Here is a 25,964-nt window from a genome sequence, read left to right on the forward strand (position 1 = left end):
GAGGGCCTGTGCCCGGCACGCCGAGAGCACGCACCTGACGCCGCAGGGCCCGCCCTCCGGGCGGACGACGGGAATTTGACGACAGGACCTAGGACACCACGTCCCGGGGCGGCTTGCCCGCCACGAAGTCGGCGGCGTTCTGGACCGCCGCCAGCGCGATCCGTACGAGCGTCTCGCGCGTGACGCCCGCGACATGCGGCGACAGCACCACGTTCGGGGACTTGAGCAACCGCAGGGACGCGGTGGGCGGTTCGGGGTCGAAGACATCGATGCCCGCCCCGGCCAGGGCGCCCGCCTCGAGCGCGTCCGCGAGGGCGTCCTGGTCGATCAGGGCGCCCCGCGAGGTGTTGACCACGAACGCGGTCGGCTTGAGGAGCGCGAGCCGCTCGGCGTTCAGCAGATGCCGGGTCTCCTCGGTGAGCGGGGCGTGCAGCGTGACGTAGTCCGACGTCCGCAGCAGTTCGTCGAGTTCGACATGGCGGGCCCCGCCGAGCCGGGTCTCGGCCTCCGCGCCGACGGACTGCGGCCCGGCGTACACGATGTTCATGTCGAACGCGACAGCGCGCCGGGCGACCTCCTCGCCGATGTGGCCGAGCCCGATGATGCCGAGGGTCTTGCCGGACAGTTCGGTGATGGACCGCTGCAGCCTCGGCAGCGCCCAGTCGGCGTCGACGAGCGCGGTGTGCGCCGGGACCAACTGCTTGGCGAGGGCCAGCATGAGGGCGAAGGTCTGCTCGGCCACGTTCTGCTTCTCGGCGCCGCTGGAGCCGATGTTGCACACCGGCACACCCTTCGTGCGGGCGGCGTCCAGATCCACGTAGTCGAAACCGTGGCTCGCGCACTGGACCAGTTCCAAGTCCGGTGCGGCGGCGAGGTGTTCGGCGGTCACCGGGCCGAGGCCCGTGATGATGACATGGGCCTCACGCAGCGCGGCCGGGTCCTCGTCGGTCGTCTCCACGACGGTGACACGGGCCTCGCCGGGGAAGACGGTGGCGAGCGCGGCGCCGGCGGTGCGACCGCCGACGTGGGGCGAGACCACGGCCAGAACGTTCTTCGCCACCGAGGTGACCGTCATATCGGTCATGTCGGTCATATGGGCGGTGCCGGTCGTGTTGGTCGTGCTCATGCGGTTTCCTCGATCAGGTCGTCGGGGCCGAGGCCGGCGGGGCGGGCGTGCCCGGACAGGGCGAGGGTGAGGTCGAACTCGGCGAGCAGACAGCGGACGACGTGTTCGACGCCCGCCTGTCCGTCCAGGCCGAGCCCATAGGCGTACGGGCGTCCGACGAGCACGGCCCGCGCGCCGAGCGCGAGCGCCTTGAAGATGTCGTCGCCGGTGCGGATGCCGCTGTCGAAGAGGACGGTCAGCCGCTCGCCGACCGCCTCGACCACCCGCGGCAGCGCGTCGGCCGCCGCCACCGACCCCGCCACCTGCCGGCCGCCGTGGTTGGAGACGACCACGCCGTCCATCCCGGCGTCGGCGGCGCGCCGGGCGTCGTCCGGGTGCAGGATGCCCTTGAGGACGATCGGCCCGTCCCAGTTCTCGCGCAGGAACTCAAGATCGGGCCAGGTCTTGCCCGGGTCCGCGAACATGCCGACGAAGTGCATCACGGCCGCGTTCGGGTCCTCGTGCACCGGCTTGGCCAGACCCGCCTGGAACGCCGGGTCGGAGAAGTAGTTCGCCGTGCCCACACCGTGCAGGAACGGCAGATACGCCTGGTCGAGGTCGCGCGGGCGCCAGGCCAGCAGTGGGGTGTCGAGGGTGACGAACAGCGCGGTGAACCCGGCCGCCTTCGCCCGGTCCAGGAACGACCTGGTGACCTCGCGGTCCTTCGCCCAGTACAGCTGGAACCAGCGCTCCGCCTCGCCCATCGCCTCCGCGACCTGCTCCATGGGAGTGCTGGAAGCCGAGGACAGGATGTAGGGGACTGCCTGCGCCGCGGCGGCCCGCGCGGCGGCGGACTCCGCGTCCGGGTGCATGATCGACAGCACGCCCACGGGCGCGAGCGCCAGCGGCGCGGGCAGGGCGCGTCCCAACACCTCGACGGACAGATCGCGTTCGTGTACGTCGCGCAGCATGCGCGGCACGATCCGGCGCCGGTCGAGCGCGGCCCGGTTGGCCCGGGCGGTGCTGCCGTTGCCCGCGCTGCCCGCCACGTAGCCGACCGGACCGGGCCCGAGCCGCTGCTCGGTGAGCTCCTCCAGCCGGGTCAGATCGGTGGGCAGCCGCGGTACGGCGCCCGTCATTCCGTTCAGATAGATCTCGTACTGGAAGTCGGCCCAATGCTTAGCCATCCGTACGTCCCGCCTCTCGTCCCTGAGACCGCGCTGTACGCCGTCGATCCTGGCGAAGGTGACAAGAGCCGTCCACTGAGGTGCGCACATCGCGCGGCTGGGATCATCATCTTGTGACAAGTCAGCCCGTTGCGGCCAGAGAAGACGTCCGGCAGGAGATGGTCGCCGATCCAGGCGTCGTGGCGGCGATCGTCTCAGCGGTCCACGAACAGGTACCGGTGTACGCCGCGCTCGACGACAGCCGGCTGCCGGAGGTACGGGCCATCGCGGCCTGGGGCCTGGAACGACTCCTCCACCTGTGGGTCACCGACGGCGCCCTCGAACCGTCGGACCTGCGGCGCCTGCGAGGCATCGCGGCGGCCCGCGCGGCGGACGGGCGGCCCGTGCAGGCGGTGCTGCGGGCCTACAGGGTGGCGGCGACCGTCCTCACCGACGAGATCGCGGCCCGCGCGCCCCGGCTCGCCGCCGCGGACGCCTTCGCCCTCTCCCGGATGCTGCTGACCGCGCTCGACACCCTCTCCGAGGAGATGACCACGGCGTACGCCGCCACCGACGAGGACCTCGCGGCGGACCGTGACCGGGCGCTGCGGCTGCTGCTCGACGACCTGATCGCCGGGCGGCACGCCTCGGTGGGTGCGCTGAGCGACCGGTCGGCCCGGCTGGGGGTCCAACTCCCCGACCCCTACTGTCTGTTGGTGGCCGAACCGGTGGGCGCGGAGCGTCCCGACATGGCGCTCGACGCGGCGACGGGGCTGCTCGAGGCGTTGGCCGTTCCGGGGGACGAGGTGGCCTCGTCCGCGACGGTACGTGGCTCCCGTGCCGTTGTGTTGCTGCCAGGTGCGGCTGCCGCCAGGGCGGGGGCTGCGCTGGGCGCGCGGTCCTGGCGGGGCTGCGCGATCACCGGAGAGAGCCTGGACCGCGTCGCCGTGGCGCATCGGCTCGCCGCCGACGCCCTCGACACGGCGCCCGCCCACGCGCACCGGCCGGGACGTGTCCTCACGGACGCCGACGCCCATGTCCTCGCCCTGCTCGGCGGGCATCCGGCCGCCGCGCCGGACCATGTCGCCCGCCTCGTTCTCGGGCCGCTCACCGACCCGGGGCAGCGGCATCTCATGGAGGCGCTGACCGCGTACATCGACGCCGGCTCGGCGAGCGCCGCCGCGCGGGTGCTGCACCTGCACGCGCAGTCCCTGCGCTATCGACTGCGGCGCATCCACGCCCTGACGTCCCGGGATCCCCGCGACCCCTGGCAACGACTCACCCTGGACATCGCCCGCACGATCAGGCCGTAGTCTTCTCGCCCTCGCCCTCGCCCTCGCCCCCGCCGCCCCTCCCCTTCCCCAAGCTCTCGGCTTCGCGCGAGCAGGGGGACCCCCATCATCCCCAGGGGCTCCGCCCCTTCAACCTCGAGCCCCGCGGGGCTGCGCCCCTGCATCCCTGCATCCCTGCACCCCTGCATCCCGCCAGGAGCTGCGCCCCCGACATCGCCCGAAGAGCTCGTCCTCACGCCGGACGGGCTGAATGGTGCGGGGCGAGGCTTTCAGGGGCGCGGGGAACTGTGCGAACGGCCCCACCGGCCCACAGCCCGAAGGAATCCGGGCGGGCGGGGAGCCGGGGCGAAACCCCGCCCGAGGGGCGCGGGGAACCGCACGGTCCGCCCCCACCTGCCCGCACCCGACGAACACACCCCCAGGCAGGGACTACCGCGCGCGAGGCGTGATGCGGGCCGTCGCCCGGACCGGGCCCCCGTCGGCCCCGGCGAGGCGCATCGGAAACAGGAACACCTCGACCGAGCACCCCGCGGCCTGCGCGTCCGCGACGCCTCCGAGCCCGGTCAGGTTCTCGGCGATCACACCCCCCGCTCCGCACAGCACACGGTGGGAGGGAAGATCCACGGGACCGGTCGGATCGACGCTCAGCGCGTCGATCCCGACGGTGAGGACACCCGCCGCGACCACGGCCTCCGCCGCCTCGGGCGTGAGCCAGGGATGGGCCAGGTAGTCCTCGGTTCCCCAGTACCGCGACCACCCGGTGGCCAGCAGCAGAATCGAACCGGGCCGCAGCAGACCCAGGGCAGGGGTGAGCAGATCGGGAGTGATCGGCGCCCGCACCGGCAGCCCACGGACGTCGGCGACGACCGCAGGCCCCGCGAACCGCTCCAGCGGCAGATCGTCCAACGTGGGCCACGCCTCGTCCACGTGGTACGGCGCGTCGACATGCGTACCGGACTGTGACCCCATGTGCAGCCGAAGGACGTTCACTCCGTGCTCGGCGACCCGCAACGCCCTGGAGACCTCCACCTCCGGGTCACCGGGATAGACGGGCATGCCGGTGACGACGGGCACGGACAGGTCGAGCCAGCTCTGCATCAGTTCTCCATCAGCTCATCAACCAGCTCTCCGTCGGCTCCTCAGCTGCCTTCGACGGCGAGGACCGCGGGCGTGCTCTCGCCCTCCGTACCGGGACCGGTGATCGGCGGCACCGGCACGTCGACGGTACGGGCCAGCCGCGGGCCCTCGGGCCCGTACACCGCCCGGGGCTCGGGGAACAGGCGCAGCATCGCCAGGTACAGCACGGCGGCGACGGCCAGCGACAGCGGCAGGCTGATGTCGATGCCGTTCGCGAGGTCGCCCAGCGGCCCGACGAACTGGCCGGGGATGTCGGTGAACAGCACACCGACCACGGCGCCCACCCACCAGGCCGTCATGCCGCGCCAGTTCCAGCCGTGCGTGAACCAGTAACGGCCGCCACGCTGACGGCGGTTGAAGACCTGGAGCGCGTCCGGATCGTACCAGCCGCGCCGGGTGTAGAACCCGAGGATCATCACGACCATCCAGGGCGTGGTGCAGGTGATGATCATCGTGGCGAAGGTCGAGATGGACTGCACCAGGTTGAAGCCGAAGCGGCCGATGAAGATGAACGCGATCGACAGGACTCCGACCAGGATCGTCGCCTGGACCCGCGACAGCTTCGGGAACACCGACGAGAAGTCGAGCCCGGTGCCGTACAAGGACGTCGTGCCGGTCGACATGCCGCCGATCAGGGCGAGCAGACACACCGGCAGGAAGAACCAGCTCGGCGAGATGGCCAGCAGGCCGCCCACGAAGTCGGGGGCCGCCGGGTCGACGTACTTCGGAGCCTTGGTCGCGATGATGCTCGCGGTCGCGAGTCCGAACACGAACGGCAGCAGGGTGGCGATCTGGGACAGGAACGCGGCGCCGACGACCTTGCGGCGCGGCGCGTTCGCCGGGATGTAACGCGACCAGTCGCCGAGGAACGCGCCGAAGGACACCGGGTTCGACAGCACGATCAGCGCCGAGCCGATGAAGGAGGGCCAGAACAGCGCCTGCGTCGCCGAGTCGGCCGAGGCCGTGAAGGCACCGGCGTACGAGGGATCGAAGTCACCGGCGAAGGCGATCGCGCCGAGCAGGAAGAGCAGCGTCGCCGAGGTCACCGCGATCTTGTTGACGAAGAGCATGAACCGGAACCCGTACACGCACACCGCGAGCACCAGGCAGCCGAAGAGCGCGTACGCGACCACGTACGACAGATTGTTCTGCTCCAGTCCGAACAGCCGGTGCGCGCCGCCGACCAGGGCGTCGCCGGAGCTCCACACCGAGATCGAGAAGAAGGCGACGGCCGTGAGCAGCGACAGGAACGAACCGACGACCCGGCCGTGCACACCGAGGTGCGCGGAAGAGGCGACCGCGTTGTTGGTGCCGTTGGCCGGGCCGAACATCGCCATCGGGCACAGGATCAGCGCCCCGACGACGACTCCGAGGAGGGTGGCCGCGAGCCCCTGCCAGAAGGAGAGGCCGAAGAGGATGGGGAAGGCCCCGAGGACGCAGGTGGAGAAGGTGTTCGCACCGCCGAAGGCGACTCTGAACAGGTCGAGCGGTGACGCGGTGCGGTCCGCGTCGGGGATGCGCTCGACGCCGTAGGTCTCCACCTCGGTGAGAGACGGCGACGGCGTGGCGGGGGAGTTCTCGGACAAGGGTGCTCCAGCGAAGTGCCTGTGCCCGGACGCGGGCGGTGGAGCGCCTGGTGGCGCGAGGAGAGGAAGGCTCCGTTGTCGCCGCGGGGTGTGCGGCGCAAGCGGATGCTGTCCGGAGGAGGTCTGCCGACGCTAAGGCGGGCCCGGGGACCCGCGCCAGAAGGTAAAACATCCATCTTCCGCGTCCGGGGTGGAGCATTCGTCCAGTGGGGCGTTTGTCCGTCATGGCAGGTGCCCGGCGGTGGCTCAGTGCTCCGGGCCGGGCTGCGGTGCGGCGCGCCAGCCGTGCCAGCGGTGGACGGTGACGGCGATCACCGGGCCGTCCGGCGGCCGCTGCCGGTACTGCGCGTACTTCTCGCGCAGCAGGGCGATCGCCGTCGTGTACTCGTCCCGCGTCCCGGGCGGCAGGACGCGGGCGTCACCGTCCGCCCGTACCCACCACAGCCGGTCCCAGTCCTCGTCGTAGGAATCGACGAGCAGGCACACGGCGGGGTGGGCGGCGATGTTGCGCAGCCGCCGCAGCCGCCGCGACCTCTTGGGCTTGTGGTCGACGGCGGTGACGATCGCACCGCCGTGCGCCGCGAAGACGAGGGGCACCAGGTGCGGGTGCCCCTCGTCGTCCACCGTCGCCAGGCGCGCCACCCGTGCCGCCATGAACCGGCGGCGCGCCTCCTCCTCGTCCATGTCCGGCACGGCGAGCTCCGATTCCCCGGCGGCGGGAACACGGTGAGCCCGCGGTCCCCGGCGGCCGGAAGCGTCAGCGGTGGGCGGACACGGCCTCGGCCAGCTCGTCGAGTGTGCGCAGTGTCTCGTCCTCCGGCTGGGTCGGCAGATACACCAGCACCCGGTCGACGCCGAGATCCGCGTAGATGTCGAGGGACTCGCGGTCGTGTCCGCCCGCGTACACCACTACGGCCGGCCCGTCACCGGCCGTCTTGCGCATCTGTTCGATGCGCGCGCCCAGTTCCTTGGGCGGTACGCCACTGGGCAGCCACGCCGACCCGTACTCGGCGACGCGGGCGAAGGTGCGCTCGCTGTTGCCGCCGACCCAGAGGGGCGGGTGCGGCCGCTGGACCGGCTTGGGCCAGGCGTAGGCGGGTGCGAAGTCGACGAAGTCGCCGTGGAACTCGGCCTCGTCCTTGGTCCAGAGCTCGATCATGGCGCGAATGCGCTCGTCCATCAGCCTGCCGCGGGAGGCCGGATCCGTGCCGTGGTTACGCATCTCCTCCCGGTTCCAGCCTGCGCCGACACCGAACACGGCACGGCCGCCGGAGATCAGGTCGAGGGAGGCGACCTCCTTCGCGGTGGTGATCGGATCACGCTGGACCACCAGGGCGATCCCCGTGCCCAGGAGCAGGTCGCGGGTCACGGAGGCAGCCGCGGCGAGCGCCACGAACGGATCGAGCGTGCGGTAGTAGACGCGGGGCAGTTCGCCGCCGCCCGGATACGGCGTCTCCCGGCTCACCGGGATGTGCGAGTGCTCGGCCAGCAGCAGCGTGTCGAACCCGCGCTCTTCGAGAGCGGGTCCCAGGGCCCTGGGACCGATGCCCTCGTCGGTGATGAACGTCGACACTCCGAACTTCATCCGCGACCGCCTCGTCTTGTCGGCTGATGCTGCCAGTGTGACGCGGTCGGTCACTCCTCGTCAGGTGTGGCGTCCCGCGGCGTGGCGTCCGGACCCTGGGCCCGGACCCGCTGCACATGCTCCAGCGAGTCGCGCAGTTCCGCCAGCCAGTCGTCGGCGTGACGCTGGACCAGGCGGACGCACCAGGCGAGGGCGTCGCTGCGGCTGCGCGCGACCCCGGCGGCGATGAGGGTGTCGAGGACCTGGCGCTCGGGCTGGCGCAGCCGGGTCATGACGGGCGCGGCGATGTGGGTGAACAGGGCGCGCTCGCCCCCGCACTCCACACCCCAGGAGACCTTCTTGCCGAACCGGTGCTCGGCTTCCCGTGCCACCGCGACCCGGTCGTCGCGGGTGCGCTCGCGGAATTCCTGGACACGGGCCTGGGCGGCCGCCTCCTTCTCGGCGTCCGAGGCGCCTTCGGCGAGCCCGGGCTCGGGGATGCGGCCGACGACGGTGATCTCCTCCCGGTCGACCGTCACCTCCACCAGGCTCTCGAAGAGATCGTCGGGCAGGCGGCCGGCGAACCAGCCGCGCAGCTTCTCGTGCTGCTCTGAAGTAATCATGTAATGACGATTACTCCATTGTGCGGGAGAAGCAAGAGGGTCCGCCGGGGGCTGAACCGGAATGTTTCAGGCCTATTGCGGAGCCGGGGGGATCCGGCCAGGAGGGTGTCCTTGGCGATCAACAACCCCTCAGTTCCGGGGCTTGAACGTTCGAATTTCACTACTTCGCGCCACTGATTCAACACTCAAAGTTACTGAAACGCATGGGGTCGATGTGTGTTTCCGGTCCGGACTCGGCAGACTCGCGCTCGCCGTACCGGCACCCAACCGAGCCGGTACTGCATTCAATCGAGCGGAAGGATGCACACAATGCCGACCACCGCGCGCTGGGCAGCGACTCTCACCCTCACGGCCGCTGCCGTATGCGGCCCCCTCGGGGGGTCCGCCCTCGCCACCCCGGCCCACGTGACTCCGGCGGCTGAGACCCGGACGGCCACGGTCCAGGCCCATGTCACGCCGGCTCTCGCCCCCTCCGGGCTCTACGCCCCTTCGGCCCTGGTGCTCACCATGGGCCACGGAGAGACCGCCGCCACCGTCACCCCGGAGCGCGCGGTCACGCTGAACTGCGCCCCGACCCCCTCCGGCACCCACCCCGCCGCCTACGACGCCTGTGCCGAACTCCGGGCGGTGAACGGCGACTTCGACGCCCTGACCCTCAGAGACGGCGCACTGTGTACGCGGCAGTTCGATCCGGTGGTCGTCACCGTCGAGGGTGTCTGGCGCGGCAAGCGCGTCGCGTACGAACGGACCTTCGCCAACGAGTGCGTGAAGAACTCCTACGGAACGAGCTTCTTCACGTTCTGAGAGACCGGGATCGCGCGGCCTTCGTGAGCGTCGAGCGGGGTCAGTAGGTGGGGAGTGCGCGCCCCGGCACGGAGTACGACGCGATCTCGCATCGGGGGTCGGTCAGGCGGAGTGGGGCCGCCGGCCGGCCCCCGACATCTTTCTGCCCCGGCTCGGTGCCCTCAACTCGTAGTTGTGTCAGAAGTGTTGACCCCGCATTGGAAACGTTTTAATTTCCCCTCACCCGACAGTCCGAGGTGAGGAGGCTCCGTGGCCGCAGTGTTGCGGGATCACGCAGGTACGGGGGCGGTGGACCCCTCGCCCCGCCTTCCAGGCGAGGCCCGGCGCGGCTTGAAACGCTTTCAGAAACACGGCAGCAGGGCGCTGTTCCTGCTGATGCTCCCCGGACTCGCCTACTTCCTGGTGTTCCACTACGGCGCCCTGCTCGGCAACGTCATCGCGTTCAAGGACTACGTGCCGTTCGACGGCATCTGGGGCAGCCGTTGGGTGGGCCTCGACAACTTCCGGCGGATGTTCGAGGACGCCGAGTTCTGGGACGCGGTCCTCAACACGCTCTGGATCGCGGTCCTCCAGATCGTCTTCTACTTCCCCGTCCCGCTCGCCCTCGCCCTGCTGCTGCACAGCCTCACCCGCAGCAGCATCCGCCGCTTCGTGCAGTCGGTGGCCTACCTGCCGCACTTCATCTCGTGGGTGATCGTCGTCGCCCTGTTCCAGCAGGTCCTGGGCGACACGGGCATGGTGAACAGCTATCTCGGCGACGCCGGCCTGCACACCGTGGACATCATCGGCAACCCCGACGCCTTCAAACCGCTCGTCGTCGCCCAGGTCATCTGGAAGGACGCCGGCTGGGGCACGATCATCTTCCTCGCCGCGCTCTCCCAGGTCGACGAGCAGCAGTACGAGGCCGCGGCCATCGACGGCGCGGGCCCCTGGCGGCGCTTCTGGCACGTCACCCTGCCCGCCATCCGCGCGGTGATCGTGCTGCTGCTCATCATGCGGCTCGGCGACATCCTCTCCGTCGGCTTCGAACAGATGCTGCTCCAGCGCGACGCCGTCGGCCCGCAGGCCGCCGAGATCATCGACACCTTCGTCTACTACCAGGGCATCGTCGGCGGCGACTACGGATTCGCCGCCGCCGCGGGCCTGTTCAAGGGTGTCGTCGGCGCCCTGCTCGTCTACGCGGCCAACAAGGTCGCCCACCGCCTCGGCGAACAGGGGGTCTACCGGTGAGCACCCATGCCCGGCCCGGCTGGATGGAGAAGCCGCGGCCCGCGACCCAGGCCGCCAAGGCCGTCGCCCTCGTCGCCGTCGTCCTGCTGGTGTGCGTGCCGTTCCTCGTCATCCTGTCCACCTCGCTCGCCTCCCAGCGGGAGGTCGTCGCGAACGGCGGCTGGGTGCTCTGGCCCCAGCACCCCACCCTCAAGGCCTACCGCGACATCCTCGACGGCGGCATCGTCACCCACGCCCTCGGCGTCAGCGCGGGCGTCACCCTCGTCGGCACCCTGCTCAGCCTCGTCTGCACCGTCACCCTCGCCTATGCGCTGTCGCGCCCCGGCGTCTTCGGCGGCAAGCCGGTCCTGCTCCTGATCCTGTTCACCTTCCTCTTCCCCCCGGGCATGATCCCCGGCTTCCTGCTGGTCAAGGAGCTGGGCATGCTCGACTCGTACAGCTCGCTGATCCTGCCCGTGCTCGTGAACGTGTTCAACCTCGTCGTCCTGCGCGGCTTCTTCCAGGGGATCCCGGAGGAACTGTACGAGGCCGCGCGGCTGGACGGGGCGGGGGACTGGCGAGTGCTGTGGTCGGTCGTACTGCCCCTGTCGAAGGCCGCACTCGCCGTCGTAGGCCTGTTCTACGCGGTGGCGTACTGGAACTCCTGGTTCTACGCCTCCCTCTACCTGGAGAGCGACCACTGGCCGCTCCAACAGGTGCTGCGCACCTACGTGGTGGCCGGTTCCGGGCTCACCGACACGACGGTCGGCGAGGGCACCGTCAACGCGCCGCAGACCGTGCAGATGGCGGTCCTGGTGATCGCCACCGTACCGATCCTGCTCGTCTACCCCTTCCTCCAGAAGTACTTCACCAAGGGCGTGCTCACCGGCGCCATCAAGAGCTGACTCCGTCCACCAGGAAAGGTCGGTTTCCCATGCCCTCCCTGTCCCGGCGCACCCTGCTGCGCTCGATGGCCGTCGGCGGCGCCGCGCTCGCCGCGCCCGGCACACTGGCCGCCTGCTCGACCGGCTCGGGTGACGGCGACGTCTCCAACGCCGGCAAAAAACTGGCCCCTTGGCCCGCGTACAAGGCGTTCGCCGGCCCGAAGCCCGACCTCGCACCCACCGACGCCGGAGTCCAGGCCGGATACACGGCCTACCCCGGCGACCTGGTCACGGCCGTCCCGCGCACACCGGGCGACGGCTCCACCGTCAAGGTCATGTCGGTGACCTTCGGCACGCCGCCCAAGCCCGCCTCCGCGAACCAGTTCTGGGCGGCGGTCGAGAAGGCGCTCGGCGTGAAGATCGAATACACGATCATCTCGCAGACCGACTACCAGAAGAAGATGGCCACGGTGATGGCCGGTGACCCGGGCGAACTGCCCGACATCATCAACATCTTCTCCGGCTTCGTGCTGCCCCGCGAGGCCCAGTTCGTGCAGCGCAGGGCCGAGGACCTCACCCCGTACGTCTCCGGCGAGGCGATCGCGGCCTATCCCAACCTCGCCAACATCCCCACTCACGCGTGGCGCGACATGGGCCGCGTCGGCGGCCGGATCTACGGCATCCCGCTGGAGCGCCCGCTGCCGGGCTCCACCCTCTGGCTCAACAAGGCCTTCTTCACCGACGCGGGGATGAAGGAGGGCTGGACCTCCCAGGACTTCGCCGCCGTCGCCAAGAAGGGCACCAGCGGCAAGAAGTACGCGCTCGGGGCCGCGACCGGCTCACTGTTCGGCAACGCGGTGCACTCCGCCGCGCACAACGCGCCGCAGGGCTGGTCCGTGGACAAGGACGGCACCTTCCACGCCAACTACGGCGACGAACGCTACAAGGCGGCGGTCGCCTATCAGGCGCAGCTCCGCAAGGACGGCTCCTACCACCCCGACGCCACCTCCCTCTCCCAGCCGGACCTGAGCACGCTCTTCCTCAACGGCACCGTCGGCTCCATGCAGGACGGATTCGGTGGGTACCTCCCCAAGTACCTCGACTCCAAGGGCCTGTTGACCCCGGCCGCCGCGCTGCCGTACAGCGTGGACGGGACGCCCGGAGGGATCGTCGCCGGCCGCCGCTCCTTCGGCTACACCGTCCTGAAGAAGGCGAAGAAGGAGCGCATCGAGCTTCTCCTGCGCGTCCTGGACTACCTCGCCGCGCCCTTCGGCAGCAAGGAGTGGGAACTCGTCCACTACGGCGTCGAGGGCACCCACTTCACCCGTGGCGAGGACGGTTCGCCCGAGGCCACCAAGCTCGGCGACGTCGAGAACAACACCAACCTGCCGCTGAAGTACCTCGCCGAGGGGCCCCAGGTGCTGTTCGTGCCGGGCATGCCAGATGCCGTACGTGCCCTGCACGCCTGGCAGATGAAGGTGGTACCGGTGGCGATCCGCAACGCGTCCTTCGGTTTGCAGTCCAGTACGTACACCGCCCAGGGCACCACGCTCAGGGCGCTGATGGACGACACCGTCACCGGTGTCATCGCGGGCCGTCTGCCGCTGTCCGAGCTCGACGCGGCCGCGAAGAAGTGGCGCGATCGCGGCGGCGACAGAATGGCCGAGGAGTTCGCGAAGGACTACGCCGCCAACACCTGAGGCGGCGGAGCCGGTTGAAGGAGAGGCGCGGGGGATGGGGATGGGGAGCGACATGACGTCGAAGGGGCGGGTCACGATTCGCGAGGTGGCCGAACGGGCCGGAGTGTCCATGGCCACGGTCTCGCGCGTGCTCAGCGGCAACCACCCGGTGCCCGCGTCCACCAGGGCCCGGGTGCTGCGCGCCGCCCGCGACCTCGACTACGTCGCCAACGCGCACGCCCGCGCCCTGGTCGGCGGCGGCCGCAAGATGGTCGCCGTCGTCCTGCGCCAGGTCACCAGCCCCTTCTACGCCCAGGTCGCCGAGGGTGTGGAGGCGGAGGCCGCCGCCCGCGGCTGGCTCTGCCTGGTCGGAACCACGGGCGGCGATCCCGGGCGTGAGCTGGAGTTCGTCCAGTTGATGCGCGAGGAGGGGGCGCGGCTGGTGATCCTGGTCGGCGGGGTCGTCGAGGACGACGCCTACCGGGAGCGCGTCGCGCACTACGCGCAGGCGCTCGCCTCGTCCGGTGCGCGGCTCGTCCTGTGCGGGAGGCCCGCGCCGGACCCCGACATCCCGGCGCTCGTCGTCGAGTTCGACAACGAGGCCGGGGCGCGCGCGATCACCGGTCATCTGCTCTCCGCCGGCCACCGAAGGATCGTCTTCCTGGGCGGCCTGCCCGGCAACACGGCCCTCGACGCCCGCGTCGCCGGATACCGGGCCGCACTCGCCGAGCACGGCCTGGGCCCCGAGGCCGCCCACGTCGTCGACTGCGGCCTGGGCCGGGCGGCCGGCCACCGCGCGATGACGGAACTGCTCAAGGCGGGAGGGAACCTGGGCCCCGGGGACTGTGCCACCTCGGACGCCGACACCCTCGATACCGCCACCCCGGGGGGCGTCACCCTCGATACCGCCACTGCGGGTACCACCACCCCGGACACCGGCCCCGCGCGCTTCACCGCGGTCTTCGCCGGGGACGACATGGTCGCCGCCGGAGCACTGCGGGCCATCGCCGACGCCGGGCTGCGCGTGCCCCAGGACATCTCGGTGGTCGGCTACAACGACATCCCGCTCGCCGAGGACTTCAACCCCCCGCTCACCACCGTCCGCACCCCCGCCGAGGAACTCGGCCGCGCCGCCGTCCGCATCGCCCTGCGCGACCCTGAACACGCGGCGGGCGCCCACCACTTGCTCGGCACCCACATCGTCGTGCGCGACAGCGTCCAGCCGCCCCCGCCGGGGGCCTAGAAGACGGAGGATCCACCGCCGTATGACCGTGCCGCATGCGTCGCTCACCGCCCCGACACCCCTGCCGCCCCCCGACCCCACCACCTCACCGGTCACCGGTTGGACCCGGGCCCACTGGGAGGCGACCGCAGACCGTCTCCTGGACGGGCTGCTCCCTTACGCCTCACCCGGGTCGGCCCAGTACCGGCTCCCCGGCCGGGCCAGTCACTCCGGCCCCTGGTCCGACGGCCTCGAGGGCTACGCACGTTCCTTCCTGCTCGCCGCGTTCCGTATCGCGGGCTCCGGCGGCCGGGTGGGCCCCGCGCTGATCGAGCGCTACGCGGCAGGGCTCACCGCCGGGACGGACCCGCACGGCCCGGACCGGTGGCCGCCCATCACCGACCGGGCCCAGCCCATGGTCGAGGCCGCGTCCGTCGCGATCGCCCTGCACGAGACGCGCCCCTGGATCTGGGACCGCCTCGACGACTCCGTACGCGGCCGTGTCGTGGACTGGCTGAGCGGCTTCATCGGCGCGAGGGTCAACGACTCCAACTGGCGGCTCTTCCAGGTCATCACGGAGGAGTTCCTCGCCTCGGTCGGCGCCCCGCACAGCCGGGACGAGATCGACGCGGGGCTGGCGCGGCTGGGGGACTGGTACCGGGGAGAGGGCTGGTACACGGATGGCGACGGCCGCAAGTTCGACTACTACAACGCCTGGGCCCTGCACCTGTATCCGGTGCTGTGGGCGCGCGTCGCCGGATCGCGGGCCGACCCGGAGCTGGTGGCCGAGCACCGCGCCCGGCTGCGTGAATTCCTCGGCTTCCACCCGTACTTCTTCGGCGCGGACGGCGCCCCCGTGCACCAGGGCCGCTCCCTCACCTACCGCTTCGCGACCGCCGCGCCCCTGTGGGCGGGTGTTCTCGCCGACGCGACCCCGCTGGCACCGGGCCTGACCCGACGCCTCGCCTCCGGAGCCCTGAAGCACTTCGCCGAACACGGCGTGCCCGACGCGAGGGGGCTGCTGTCCCTCGGCTGGTACCGCCCCTTTCTCCCGGTCACCCAGCGCTATTCGGGACCCGCCTCCCCGTACTGGGCGAGCAAGGCGTTTCTCGGCCTGCTGCTTCCCGCCGACCACCCCGTGTGGACGGCCTCCGAGGAGCCAGGGCCGGTGGACACGGCCGACTCGTGCGTGGCGTTGCCCGTCCCGGGCTGGCTCCTGCATTCGACGGCCGCCGACGGGGTCGTACGCCTGGTGAACCACGGCAGCGACCGGCTGCCGCCCCCGCCCGCACCGGACGAGGACAGCCCGCACTACACGAGGTTCGCCTACGCCAGCGCGGCCGCGCCCGACACCGGGGGGATCGGGATCGGCACCGAGGGCGGCGGGATCGACAACCACCTCGCGCTGGTCGCGCCGGACGGCGCACAGTCACGGCGTGGCCGGATCCATCCGCTGGGCGCGGCCGGGCGCCGCGCCGCCTCCTGGCACTCGGCACGTCTTGCGGGCGCCGAGCACCGCATCGAGACGACCAGCGTGGTGCACGGTCCGTGGGAGGTCCGGGTGCACCGGGTGGCGGGGCCGCGCGGCGCGGTCGTACGGGAAGGGGGGTGGGCGCTGGCCGACGACGCCGGGCCGTTGGCGGAGGGCACGGGGCCGCGATGGGCGCGGGCGCGGCGCCCGGACGGGCTGACGAGCGCGGTCGTCGGTCTGCTCGGCTGGGACGCGTCGGGGGAGGGTCTGGTCGCGCGGGCCAGGGACGCCAACGCCTATGGGGTCCATTCGGCGACTCCCCATCTCGCGCTGCCCGTTCACCCCGGTGGGGTCCATCTCCTCGTCACCCTGGTGGTCCTCGGCCGTGATCCCGAACTCGCCGGGGCGAGCGCCCGGGTCACAACCGGGGGCGGGGTTCTGATCCGCTTTCCGGACGGGACGCAGGAGGAACTGCCGGGCGGCCTGGCCGGTGCGACGATTCCGGCGGTTCCGGGAGGTCGGCCAGCGGCGGAAAGCGGCTGAGCAGGCGCGCGGCGCGCAGGAGGCGGTGGACGCGGGGCCCGTCGCAGACGACGCGGAGCCGCCCGCCGCGCTCCCGCGCCCTCGTCTCGGCGCGGCACAGTACGCGCAGGCCCGAGCAGTCGAAGAAGGCGACCCGGCGCAGATCGACCAGCACGTCCGGCTCGGCCCGGGCCGTCGCGGCCGACAGATGCTCGGCCAGCGCGTCCGCCGTCGCGATGTCGATCTCTCCCGCCACCTCGACCACGGTGAACGGACCGCGCGGATAACTGTGGGCGTGAGGGTTGGCCGAGGGAAGCCCTGAATCTGCGAGGGTCATGTGGTCTCGCTAGCTACCCCGGCCTGGCCGGAAACATCCTCAGGTCGCCACGGACACTCTCACATTCACTCGAACGGGTGAATATTGGGGGCGGCGTATTGACTGGGGGTGCCGAGGCGGCGCGTGTGCCGTACCCGTGGGGCATGAGTGTTCTCGGCGAGTGGGACCGACGGCTGTTCACGCGGGTGGCCGCGGCACGGTTCCCCGGCGCGGATCCGGCGCTACGACGGCTCAGCCGCTCCGCCGATCACGGACGGCTGTGGCTCGGCACGGCGGCCGGCCTCGCGCTCGTCGGGGGCCGGGCTCCCCGCCGTGCGGCCCTGCGGGGCGTGGGGTCGCTCGCGATCGCCTCGCTGACCGTCAACACGGTCGTGAAGTGGAGCACCCGGCGGCCCCGTCCGCTGCTGGAGCACGTGCCGTCGATCCGGCACCTGAAGCGTCAGCCCCACACCACCTCCTTCCCCTCCGGCCACTCCGCCTCGGCCGCGGCGTTCGCCACCGGAGTAGCCCTGGAGTCGACCGGATACGGCGCCCTGGTCGCGCCCTTCGCTGCCGCCGTCGCCTTCTCGCGGGTGTACGTCGGAGCGCATTACCCCGCAGACGTGCTGGCCGGGACGGCGATCGGTGTCGCAGCCGCCGCGCTCACCTGCCGCTGGTGGCCGCCGCGCCCCGCGCTCCCGGCGCGCGAACGCCCCTCGGCGCCCGCGCCCGCCCGCCGCAGCAGACGTGGGAGGGGCCGCCGTCTCCCTGCAGACGGCGGCCCCTCGGTCTGGGGGTGATCACACGGGGCTTACATGTGGACGGCCCGCACGGCGTCCGGGTCCGCCTCCAGGGTTCCGCGGCGGTAGAGCAGGAAGGCGATCACCGCGCCCGCGGCGAAGAAGCCCGCCGACCACCAGAAGGCGGTGGTGTAGCTCTCGATCGTCGCCTGGGCCTGGACCAGCTTGCTGGTCGCGTCCTTGCCGGCGAGATAGCTCGTCGCGGCGCTCGCGGCCAGCGTGTTCAGCAGCGCCGTACCGATCGAACCGCCCACCTGCTGCATGGTGTTGACCGTCGCGGAGGCGACACCCGCGTCCTCCGCCGCGATCCCGCTGGTGGCCAGTGACATGGCGGGCGGCATCACGATGCCGAGGCCCGCGCCGATCAGCAGCAGCTGCGGCAGTACGGCGGTCGAGAAGCCGGAGGCGACTCCGATGCCGGTCAGCCAGGCCATGCCGCCCACCGCGATCGCGAAGCCCGCCGGGATGACGACCTTCGGTCCGATCCGCGGCACCAGGATGGTGGTGGAGACCTGGGCCATGACCATCAGGGCCGCCATCATCGGCAGGAACGCCACACCTGTCTTGGTGGGGCTGAAGCCCAGGTTCAGCTGCAGGTAGTAGGTGAGGAAGAGGAAGACACCGAACATGCCCGCGCCGGTGATCAGGACGGTGACGAAGGACGCGGCACGGTTGCGGTCGAGCAGCACACGCATCGGCAGCAGCGGGTGCTCGGCGCGCGTCTGCCACCAGCCGAACGCGCTCAGCAGGAGGCCACCGGCGATGAGGAAGCCCCAGGTCTGGGGCGAACTCCAGTCGTGTGTCTCGGCGTTGGAGAAGCCGTAGACGAGGGCGAAGAGACCGGAGGAGACCAGCAGCGTGCCCGGCAGGTCGAGCTTGGAGTTCGCCGCGTCACGGTGACTGCTCAGAAGCACCCAGCCACCGGCGAAGGCGACGACCGCGAAGACCAGGTTGACGAACAGCGTCCAGCGCCAGTCGAATGCGTCGGTCAGCACACCGCCGAGCAGGAGGCCCACCGCGCCACCGGCGCCGGCGATCGCCCCGTAGACGCTGAACGCCTTGGCGCGTTCCTTGGCGTCGGTGAACGTCGTGTTCAGCAGCGAGAGCGCGGCGGGCGCGAGCAGCGCACCGAAGACACCCTGCAGGGCGCGCGCGGTGACCAGCATCCCGAAGCTGGTGGAGGCGCCGCCGAGCACCGAGGCTCCGGCGAATCCGGCGATGCCGATGAGGAAGGCGGGCTTGCGTCCGAAGAGGTCGGCGATGCGTCCGCCGAGCAGCAGCAAGGAGGCGAAGGCCAGCGAGTACGCCGTGACGATCCACTGCCGGTTGCCGTCAGAGAAGCCGAGGTCCGCCTGCGCGGAGGGAAGGGCGATGTTCACGATGGTGGCGTCGAGGACCACCATCAGCTGCGCGATGCCGATGATCGCGAGGATCCACCACCGCTTCGACGACGGAGTGGACGAGCCGTCCACGGCGCCCTTGCGGGCACCTTCGGTCAGGGTCTGGGACATGGGAGAGGCACTCCAGGGAAGTCGCTCACGGGGCACAGGAACGTAAACGAAACTGTTTCGTACACGTCGAGATTAGAACACCGCCGGCGAAACGGCAACGTTTCGCTGGGGGGTGGCGGGTGAGGTGGGCGTCACAGTGGTCGCCGGGGCCGGTCGCCTTCGTGGCGTGGCTTCATGGCTTCGCGGCGACGCAGTGCATATGCCTTGACGGGAATATAACCACCAAGGCATATTGGAGCCATGTCCGACGCGACCCTCTGGACCGCTCTCGCCGACCCCCACCGTCGTGCGATCGTCGCGCTGCTCCTTGAGCGCCCGCGGCCGGTCGGAGAGATCGTGGAGGCGTGCGGTCTGAGCCAGCCGAGCACGTCGAAGCATCTGCGGGTGCTCCGGGACGCGGGCCTGGTGCGCGTACGACAGGACGCGCAACGCCGTGTCTACGCCCTCGACCCGGCCCCGATCGCCGCACTCGACGCCTGGCTGACCCCGTACCGGAAGCTGTGGAACGAGAGCCTGGACGCCCTCGGCCGCCGCCTGGACAGGACGGCGGAGGAGCCGTCGGACACCCCGGAAGCCCCCACCCCTAAGGACTGAGCCACATGTCCGCCGAACCCACCGCGCTCACCGGCACCTACCTCACCCTCGACGACGGCCGCCCCGCCGTCCGCTTCAGCCGCACTTACGACCACCCCGTCGGCCGCGTCTGGCGGTTCGTGACCGACCCGGACGAACTGGTCGGGTGGTTCCCGTCCCGGGCGGAGATCGAGCTGCGCCCCGGCGGCACGATCAGGTTCAGCGGCGACCCGAACATGCCCGGGTCCACGGGCCGGGTCCTCGCCGTCGACCCGCCCCGGCACCTCTCCTTCGACTGGGGCGGCGACGAGCTCCGCTTCGACCTCGACGCCCTGGACGAGAAGCGCACCCACTTCACCCTCACCCACGTCCTCGCGGCCGAGAACACCGCCGCCCGCAACGGCGCCGGCTGGGACGTGTGCCTCGCCGCCCTGGACGCGAAGGCCCGCGACGAACGCTTCGAGGGCCCGCACGCCGGGGCCACCGCGCCCTGGAAGGAGATCTACGCCCGATATGTCGAGGCCGGGATCCCGTCCGGCGCCCCGGTGCCGGGAATGGACTGACGCCCCCCGTGGGCGGCTTCAGGCCAGCTGCCGTCGCACCAGCTCGTGCAGTCGTCCGCCCGTGTCCGCGAGCAGGTGCGCGGGCGGGCCCTGCTGGGCGACCCGGCCGCCCTCCATCACGATGACGCGGTCCGCGTCCATCACCGTGGACAGCCGGTGCGCGATCACGATCCGCGTGGCGTTGAGCGCCCGGGTGCTCTCGATGACCGTGCGCTGGGTCTCGTTGTCGAGCGCGCTGGTCGCCTCGTCGAAGAAGAGGATGCGCGGCCGGCGGATCAGCGCCTGGGCGATCATCAGGCGCTGGCGCTGGCCGCCGGAGATCGCCCCGCTGCCGGAGACGATGGTGTGCAGCCCCATCGGCATCCGCCTGATGTCCTCGGCCAGGCCCGCCATCTCGGCCGCCGCCATCGCCTCTTCGGGCGTGTACGGCTCGGTGCCGCAGATGCAGTCCAGGATCGAGCCGGTGAACGGTTGCGCGTGCTGGAGCACCACACCGCACTGACGGCGTACGGCGGACTGGTCGAGCGCCCCCAGATCCTGGCCGTCGTAGAGCACACTGCCCGAGACCGGCTTGTCGAAGCCGATCAGCAGCCGCAGCAGCGTGGACTTTCCGCAGCCGCTGGGGCCGACGATCGCCACGAACTCGCCGGGCTTGATGTCGAACGACACGTCGTCCAGGACGAGCGGGCCGTCGTCGGCGTAGCGGAAGGACAGCCGCCGGGCCTCGATCGCGCCGGACAGCACACCGGGGCGGGTGCTCGCGACCCGCACCTCCGGCGTGGCGTCGAGCACCGGCTTGATCTCCTCGAACATCGGCAGCGCGGCCGCCGCCGACACGAACGCGCCGGTCACCTGGGTGACCGAGGTCAGCAGCATCGTCATCGACGTGTTGAAGGTCAGGAAGTCGGCGGCGGACAGCGAGCCGCGCGCCGGACCCGCGAGCAGCATGAACATCAGCAGCGAGCACAGCGGCAGATACACCGCGCCCATCACCGTCGTGAGGTTCTTGATGCGGCCGACCTTCTGCTGGAGCTCACGGCTGCGCGCGAACTCGCCCGCCCAGGCGGCGTACGCGTAGTTCTCGGCCGCCGCGACCCGCAGCTTGGGAAGGCCGCGCAGGGTCTGGAACGCCTGGTTGTTCAGCTTGTTGCTGAGCACGACCAGGCGGCGCTGCCAGCGCACCTGCCACAGACCGAGCCCGAGGAACGCGGCCGCGATGACGACGAGCATGCCGATCGCGGCCAGCGCCATGGGCACGCTGTACCAAAGGAGCAACCCCAGGTTCATCGCGCCGACCGTGCCCGCCTGCGCGAGCGTCGGCCCCACACCCGCGAGGAGGCGGCGGATCGCGCTGATGCCCATGGCGGCGCTGGCCAGCTCACCCGTCGAGCGGGACGTGAAGAACTTCGTCGGCAGCCTCAGCAGCCGGTCCCACACGGCAGGTTGGAGCGTCGCCTCGATCCGCCCCTCCATACGCAGCAGCGTGAGGTTCTGCAGCAGCATGAACGCCGCCGACACGATGCTGGTGACCATGATGGCCAGACAGACCTGCACGATCAGACCGTGCTGGGCCTTGGGCACGTACTCGCCGAGCACCTTGCCGGTGGCGATCGGCACCAGCGCGCCGATCGCGACGGTGACGAGACCGCTGATCGCGAGGTTGCGCAGATCGCCACCCGTGCCCTGCAGACAGAAGCGCAGCAGCCGCAGCGGGCTCATCTTCCGCTCGGGCAGTGGACGGTAGAACATCACGGCCCGTGGCTCGAACTCCGGCGCGTTGGCCTTCTCGACCGGGGTCTCCCGGCCCGACGACGGCTGTACGGCCACGTATCCGCCGTGCCGCCACAGCAGCGCGACCGGGGAGCCCGACACGGCACGGTGGCCCACCAGCGGGCCGATGTTGTCGCGCCACCAGCGCCCGTCGAGGCGTACGGCACGGGTGCGGACGCGCGAGGCGAGCGCGATCCGCTCCACCGGGTCGAGCCGGTCGCTCTCCGTGCCGCTCTGCGCGGGCTCGGCGAGCGTGATCCCGGACGCGTGGGCGACCAGCTTGCAGGCCGCGTACGTGGCATCCGCGTCCGCCGTCGTCGGGCGCTTCGACTGCTTGCCGATCGACGCCAGCAGGGTCCGGTCGGCCTGGGCGCGGACGGCCTCGCCCGCCTTGATGCCCGCCGCCGTACGGTCCTCGTGGCTGGCCTCCAGCTGCTCGATCCAGCGGTCGAGGGTGGACAGCAGCCGGTACTGCTGGTCGACCATGCCCTGCCAGACACCGGAGTCCATCAGCAGATCGGCCGCCGCCTCGGCGCCGTACAGCGAGCCGTACTGGACACTCCCGGGCGGCACCTGCATCCAGAAGACGTCGTCGTCGGTGAGCGCGGCGGCGTTCTCCGTGGCCATGGGCGCCTGGAAGAGAATGGAGAGGCTGCGGCCGACGCCGAGGGCGAGGGCGTACTCCAGCGGGCTCGACGTCGGCGGCACGTACTGGGGATTGCCGTACTCGTCGTAGGACCAGGTCTGGGTGTCCACGGGCTGGTACAGCTCGCGCAGCACGATCCGGCGCACCACACAGTCCCGCAACGGCCGCCCCACGAGGGTGTGTTGCGGGCCGGCGACCGGGCCGAGCAGCAGGGAGCCCGCTTCGAGGCGGCCGAGGTGGTGCCAGTGGCCCTGCTCGACGGCGTCCACCGCGAACAGGTCCATGGCGCCCGCCGCCACCAGCCAGAGGACCTGCGGTCCTTCCAGATCGAGGCGGCCGAGACCGGTGCAGTCGACCGGCGTACCCATGCCGCCGAGCGCGCCGAGGACGAGGTCTCCTTCGCGTGCGCCCTCGTGAACCGTGGTCATCTCATCGCTCCTTGACCAGCTCGGCGTACGGACCGCCGGCCGCCACCAGGGCGTCGTGCCGCCCGCGTTCCACGATCGTGCCGTGCTGGAGCACCACGATCTCGTCGCTGTCGCGCACGGTGCTGAGCCGGTGCGCGATCACCACACAGGCGCAGCCGCGCTTGCGCAGGTTGTCGATGACGGTCTGCTCGGTCTCGGCGTCCAGCGCGCTGGTCACCTCGTCGAGGACCAGGATGCTGGGCCGGCGCACCAGCGCCCTTGCGATCTCCAGGCGTTGACGCTGGCCACCGGAGAAGTTGCGGCCGTCCTGCTCGACCCGGCTGTGGATGCCACCGGGGCGGCGCGTGACGACGTCGTACAGCGCCGCGTCCTCCAGCGCCGCGACCACGGCCTCGTCGGGGATGGACGGATCCCACAGGGCCACGTTGTCACGGACCGTCCCCTCGAAGAGGAACACGTCCTGGTCGACGAAGGAGACGGAGGCGGCGAGCGCGCCGCGCGGGATGTCCTCCAGTCGCTGTCCGTCGATGCGGATCGTGCCCTCCCACGGGGCGTACAAGCCCGAAATGAGCCTGGAGACCGTGGACTTGCCGCTGCCCGAGCCGCCGACCAGGGCCACCTGCTGGCCCGGGCCGACCGTCAGTGAGAAGCCGGTGAGCAGGGGTTTGTCGAGCGGGCTGTAGCCGAACGTGATGTTCTCCAGCTCGACATGGCCCTGGAGCCGGCGGGTGGACTCGCCGCTGCCGGAGCGCGCGTAGAGCGGGTCGGTCTGGAAGTTCTCGACGTCCTTGAGCCGGGCCACGTCGGCGGCGAAGTCCTGAATACGGCCCGCGACGCCGTTGAGCCGGGTGAGGGGCGCGGTGAAGCGGGTGACCAGGGCCTGGAAGGCGACGAGCAGACCGACGGAGATGTGCCCCTCGACCGCCCGCAGACCGCCGATCCACAGGATCAGCGCGGAGTTGAGCGTCGCGAGTGTCGGTGCGACCACGCCCAGCCAGGCGCTCGGCACCCCGAGGCGTTGCTGCTCCTCCAGGGTGGTCGCGTGCTGGCCTGCCCACTTGCGGAAGTAGCCGTCCTCCCCGCCGGTCGCCTTCATCGTCTCGATCAACTGGAGGCCGGTGTAGGCGGTGTTGGTGAGGCGCGCGTTGTCGGCGCGCAGCTTCGCCGTGCGGGTCGCGCGCAGCCGGATCACCACGCGCATCGCGACCACGTTGAGCAGCGCGACACCGATGCCCACGGCAGTGAGCTGCGGGTCGTAGGTGTAGAGGAGCACCGCGTACAGGACGACCACGATCGCGTCCACGCCGGCTGCCGCGAGGTCGCGGGCCAGGGTCTCGGCCACCGCGTCGTTCGACTGGAGCCGCTGCACCAGGTCGGCCGGGCTGCGCTGGGAGAAGAAGGTGACGGGCAGCCGCAGCAGATGGCGCAGGAAGCGGGCGCTGGAGAGGGTGGAGGAGATGATCCGGCCGTGCAGCAGGTTCGCCTGTTGCAGCCAGGTCAGTACGACGGTCAGCGCCACACAGGCGCCCATCGACGTGAACAGCACGCCCAGCAGCGAGGTCCGGCCGCCGATCAGATACGTGTCGATGTACGTCCGGCTCAGCGCGGGCACCGCCGCCCCGACCGCGACCAGCAGCAGGCTCGCCAGCACGGCCGCGGGCATCGTGCCCGAGGTGCCGCGCAGCCGGGCCGGCATGGCACCCAGGACGCCCGGCTTGCGGCCGCCCTTGCGGAAGTCGGGCCCCGGCTCCATGACCAGCACCACACCCGTGAAGCTGGTGTCGAAGTCCTCCATCGGCACGAAACGGCGGCCCTTGCCGGGGTCGTTGATGTGCACGCCGCGCCGTCCGAAACGGCGGCCCATGCCGTCGTAGACGACGTAGTGGTTGAACTCCCAGAACAGGATCGCGGGCGCCTTCACCTCGGCGAGCGCGGCCATGTCCATCTGCATGCCCTTGGCCGTGAGGCCGTAACTGCGCGCCGCCTTCAGCAGGTTGCTGGCGCGCGAGCCGTCCCGGGAGACACCGCACGCGATGCGCAGCTCTTCGAGGGGGATGTGCCGGCCGTAGTGGCCGAGCACCATCGAGAGGGAGGCGGCGCCGCACTCCACGGCCTCCATCTGGAGGACGGTGGGGGTACGGACCGTCTTCCCCTTCGCCTTGGGGACCGTGCGCTTGGGCGGCGCGGTGCGGCGTCTGCTCCGGGTGTCTGGTGCGGTGGTCACGGCAGGAGCCAATCGACGGGGCGCTGATCGGCCAGGCGGATCGAACCCGTGGCCAGGGTCATGGAGGTGAGCGCGAACGGCGGCCCGTCCGCCGAGGACCACTTCAGACCGCTCTTCGTCGCGGCGGAGTGGTCGAGGCGGACCAGGACGGCCACCGGCCTGCCCTTCTTGGTGAACTGTTCGCCGAGTTGGCTGTCGCCGAGGAAGGAGGAGATCTGCTGGGGGGTCTGCACGCTCCGGCCGACCGCCTTCACATGGCCGCGCAGCACCCCGTACTGCTGGGTCGGCACCGACTGGACGGTGAGGTCGACCGCGGCGTTCGCGGGGATGGTGGCGGCGCTCTCGGCGGGGACGTACACCGTCGCGTAGAGCGGATCGTCGGTGTGGGCGACCTTCTCCACGGCTGCGACGTTCGCACCGGTCGAAATGATCGCGCCGATGGTGGCGGCGAGCGCGGTGACGCGGCCGGCGGCGACCGTGCGGACGACGGTCGTACCGCCCTGGGCCGTACGGACCTTGAGCACGGGCGCGTTCGCGGGCAGCCGTTCGCCCTCCTGGGCGACGACCTCGGTGACCTGTCCCGCGACGGGGCTCTGCAGGATGTAACTGCCCTCGCCGTGGGTGAGGACGGCGGGCGCGCTCACGGTGGACGCCACCGTGCCCGTCACGGCCCAGACGGACGCCGCCGCCATGACGACCACCGTCACGGACAGGGCGAGCCAGCCCTGGGGGCGGGCGAAGCGCACCGGAAGGTCGAGCTCTTCGGGCGACTGCAGCTTGGCGAGGGCCTGTTGGCGGAACTGCACGGGACTTCCCTCACCTGTTCGAGAGGTTTACGGCATCCGAGAAGTCCCGGAACCGGGGAGTGG

20 protein-coding genes and 2 pseudogenes are annotated in these 25,964 nt (G+C 71.2%); 10 read left to right on the forward strand and 12 right to left on the reverse strand.

The window, feature by feature from the left end; genetic code table 11:
* Positions 1-88 precede the first annotated feature (88 nt).
* Together ABZ656_RS30550 and ABZ656_RS30555 are read right to left on the reverse strand one after the other, a co-directional pair.
* A complete protein-coding gene (locus ABZ656_RS30550; protein ID WP_360271949.1) occupies positions 89-1,075 on the reverse strand; it encodes an NAD(P)-dependent oxidoreductase in 987 nt (328 codons plus the stop codon).
* Between the two features lie 47 nt (positions 1,076-1,122).
* The gene (locus ABZ656_RS30555) at positions 1,123-2,292 is read right to left on the reverse strand and encodes a lactate 2-monooxygenase (RefSeq protein ID WP_101402573.1); all 1,170 of its coding nucleotides are present in this window, start codon (positions 2,290-2,292) and stop codon (positions 1,123-1,125) included.
* A 113-nt stretch (positions 2,293-2,405) separates the two neighbouring features.
* On the opposite strand from ABZ656_RS30555, the gene ABZ656_RS30560 reads away from it, so the two are divergent.
* Positions 2,406-3,584 (forward strand): helix-turn-helix domain-containing protein, encoded by a 1,179-nt coding sequence (locus ABZ656_RS30560; protein ID WP_360271887.1) that lies wholly within the window; start codon positions 2,406-2,408, stop codon positions 3,582-3,584.
* A 408-nt stretch (positions 3,585-3,992) separates the two neighbouring features.
* Here ABZ656_RS30560 and ABZ656_RS30565 read toward each other — a convergent pair whose 3' ends face one another.
* From ABZ656_RS30565 to ABZ656_RS30585, 5 genes are all read right to left on the reverse strand, one after another.
* On the reverse strand, positions 3,993-4,661 hold the full coding sequence (locus ABZ656_RS30565) for a cyclase family protein (protein WP_360271890.1): 669 nt from the start codon (positions 4,659-4,661) through the stop codon (positions 3,993-3,995).
* A gap of 41 nt (positions 4,662-4,702) precedes the next feature.
* Positions 4,703-6,286, reverse strand: coding sequence for a cytosine permease (locus tag ABZ656_RS30570; protein WP_360271893.1), 1,584 nt, complete (start codon positions 6,284-6,286; stop codon positions 4,703-4,705).
* A 246-nt stretch (positions 6,287-6,532) separates the two neighbouring features.
* The gene (locus ABZ656_RS30575; protein ID WP_360271897.1) at positions 6,533-6,979 is read right to left on the reverse strand and encodes a TIGR03668 family PPOX class F420-dependent oxidoreductase; all 447 of its coding nucleotides are present in this window, start codon (positions 6,977-6,979) and stop codon (positions 6,533-6,535) included.
* A gap of 64 nt (positions 6,980-7,043) precedes the next feature.
* A complete protein-coding gene (locus ABZ656_RS30580; protein ID WP_360271901.1) occupies positions 7,044-7,871 on the reverse strand; it encodes an LLM class F420-dependent oxidoreductase in 828 nt (275 codons plus the stop codon).
* Between the two features lie 50 nt (positions 7,872-7,921).
* Positions 7,922-8,473 carry a hypothetical protein gene (locus ABZ656_RS30585; protein ID WP_360271904.1) on the reverse strand — a complete coding sequence of 184 codons (552 nt, stop codon included), beginning with the start codon at positions 8,471-8,473 and terminating at the stop codon, positions 7,922-7,924.
* 309 nt (positions 8,474-8,782) lie between these two features.
* Here ABZ656_RS30585 and ABZ656_RS30590 point away from each other — a divergent pair, with 309 nt between their 5' ends.
* The 6 genes from ABZ656_RS30590 (at position 8,783) to ABZ656_RS30615 (ending at position 16,285) form a co-directional block, all read left to right on the forward strand.
* The gene (locus ABZ656_RS30590) at positions 8,783-9,277 is read left to right on the forward strand and encodes a subtilase-type protease inhibitor (protein ID WP_101402579.1); all 495 of its coding nucleotides are present in this window, start codon (positions 8,783-8,785) and stop codon (positions 9,275-9,277) included.
* Between the two features lie 375 nt (positions 9,278-9,652).
* Positions 9,653-10,507 carry an ABC transporter permease subunit gene (locus tag ABZ656_RS30595; RefSeq protein WP_101403991.1) on the forward strand — a complete coding sequence of 285 codons (855 nt, stop codon included), beginning with the start codon at positions 9,653-9,655 and terminating at the stop codon, positions 10,505-10,507.
* Positions 10,504-11,391, forward strand: coding sequence for a carbohydrate ABC transporter permease (locus ABZ656_RS30600; RefSeq protein ID WP_101402580.1), 888 nt, complete (start codon positions 10,504-10,506; stop codon positions 11,389-11,391). The genes ABZ656_RS30595 and ABZ656_RS30600 overlap by 4 nt, the downstream gene beginning before the upstream one ends.
* 29 nt (positions 11,392-11,420) lie before the next feature.
* On the forward strand, positions 11,421-13,070 hold the full coding sequence (locus tag ABZ656_RS30605) for an extracellular solute-binding protein (protein ID WP_101402581.1): 1,650 nt from the start codon (positions 11,421-11,423) through the stop codon (positions 13,068-13,070).
* Positions 13,071-13,122: 52 nt separating this feature from the next.
* Positions 13,123-14,292, forward strand: coding sequence for a LacI family DNA-binding transcriptional regulator (locus tag ABZ656_RS30610; protein ID WP_101403992.1), 1,170 nt, complete (start codon positions 13,123-13,125; stop codon positions 14,290-14,292).
* A gap of 22 nt (positions 14,293-14,314) precedes the next feature.
* Positions 14,315-16,285, forward strand: a complete 1,971-nt coding sequence (locus ABZ656_RS30615) for a DUF2264 domain-containing protein (RefSeq protein ID WP_360271910.1) — start codon at positions 14,315-14,317, stop codon at positions 16,283-16,285.
* Between the two features lie 43 nt (positions 16,286-16,328).
* Here the strand turns inward: ABZ656_RS30615 and ABZ656_RS30620 are convergent.
* Positions 16,329-16,601: pseudogene (locus ABZ656_RS30620) on the reverse strand (STAS domain-containing protein); the annotation flags it as partial.
* A gap of 143 nt (positions 16,602-16,744) precedes the next feature.
* On the opposite strand from ABZ656_RS30620, the pseudogene ABZ656_RS30625 reads away from it, so the two are divergent.
* Positions 16,745-17,269: pseudogene (locus ABZ656_RS30625) on the forward strand (phosphatase PAP2 family protein); the annotation flags it as partial.
* A 122-nt stretch (positions 17,270-17,391) separates the two neighbouring features.
* Here the strand turns inward: ABZ656_RS30625 and ABZ656_RS30630 are convergent.
* Complete coding sequence (locus ABZ656_RS30630; RefSeq protein ID WP_360271914.1) at positions 17,392-18,891, reverse strand: MFS transporter; 1,500 nt, start codon at positions 18,889-18,891, stop codon at positions 17,392-17,394.
* A 240-nt stretch (positions 18,892-19,131) separates the two neighbouring features.
* Here ABZ656_RS30630 and ABZ656_RS30635 point away from each other — a divergent pair, with 240 nt between their 5' ends.
* Both ABZ656_RS30635 and ABZ656_RS30640 read left to right on the forward strand, forming a co-directional pair.
* Entirely contained in the window at positions 19,132-19,485 is a 354-nt protein-coding gene (locus tag ABZ656_RS30635) for a metalloregulator ArsR/SmtB family transcription factor (RefSeq protein WP_101402584.1), read from the forward strand.
* A gap of 5 nt (positions 19,486-19,490) precedes the next feature.
* A complete protein-coding gene (locus ABZ656_RS30640) occupies positions 19,491-20,027 on the forward strand; it encodes an SRPBCC family protein (protein WP_360271918.1) in 537 nt (178 codons plus the stop codon).
* Between the two features lie 18 nt (positions 20,028-20,045).
* On the opposite strand, the gene ABZ656_RS30645 is transcribed toward ABZ656_RS30640, so the two are convergent.
* The 3 genes from ABZ656_RS30645 to ABZ656_RS30655 are packed head-to-tail and all read right to left on the reverse strand — an operon-like array spanning position 20,046 to position 25,901.
* On the reverse strand, positions 20,046-22,871 hold the full coding sequence (locus ABZ656_RS30645; RefSeq protein WP_101402586.1) for an NHLP bacteriocin export ABC transporter permease/ATPase subunit: 2,826 nt from the start codon (positions 22,869-22,871) through the stop codon (positions 20,046-20,048).
* 1 nt (position 22,872) lies between these two features.
* Positions 22,873-25,095, reverse strand: coding sequence for an NHLP family bacteriocin export ABC transporter peptidase/permease/ATPase subunit (locus ABZ656_RS30650; RefSeq protein ID WP_101402587.1), 2,223 nt, complete (start codon positions 25,093-25,095; stop codon positions 22,873-22,875).
* The gene (locus ABZ656_RS30655) at positions 25,092-25,901 is read right to left on the reverse strand and encodes an HlyD family efflux transporter periplasmic adaptor subunit (protein ID WP_360271923.1); all 810 of its coding nucleotides are present in this window, start codon (positions 25,899-25,901) and stop codon (positions 25,092-25,094) included. Before ABZ656_RS30655 ends, ABZ656_RS30650 begins: the two co-directional genes overlap by 4 nt.
* Positions 25,902-25,964: the final 63 nt, after the last annotated feature.

The organism is Streptomyces sp. NPDC007095, from assembly GCF_040634475.1.
Lineage (GTDB): Bacteria > Actinomycetota > Actinomycetes > Streptomycetales > Streptomycetaceae > Streptomyces.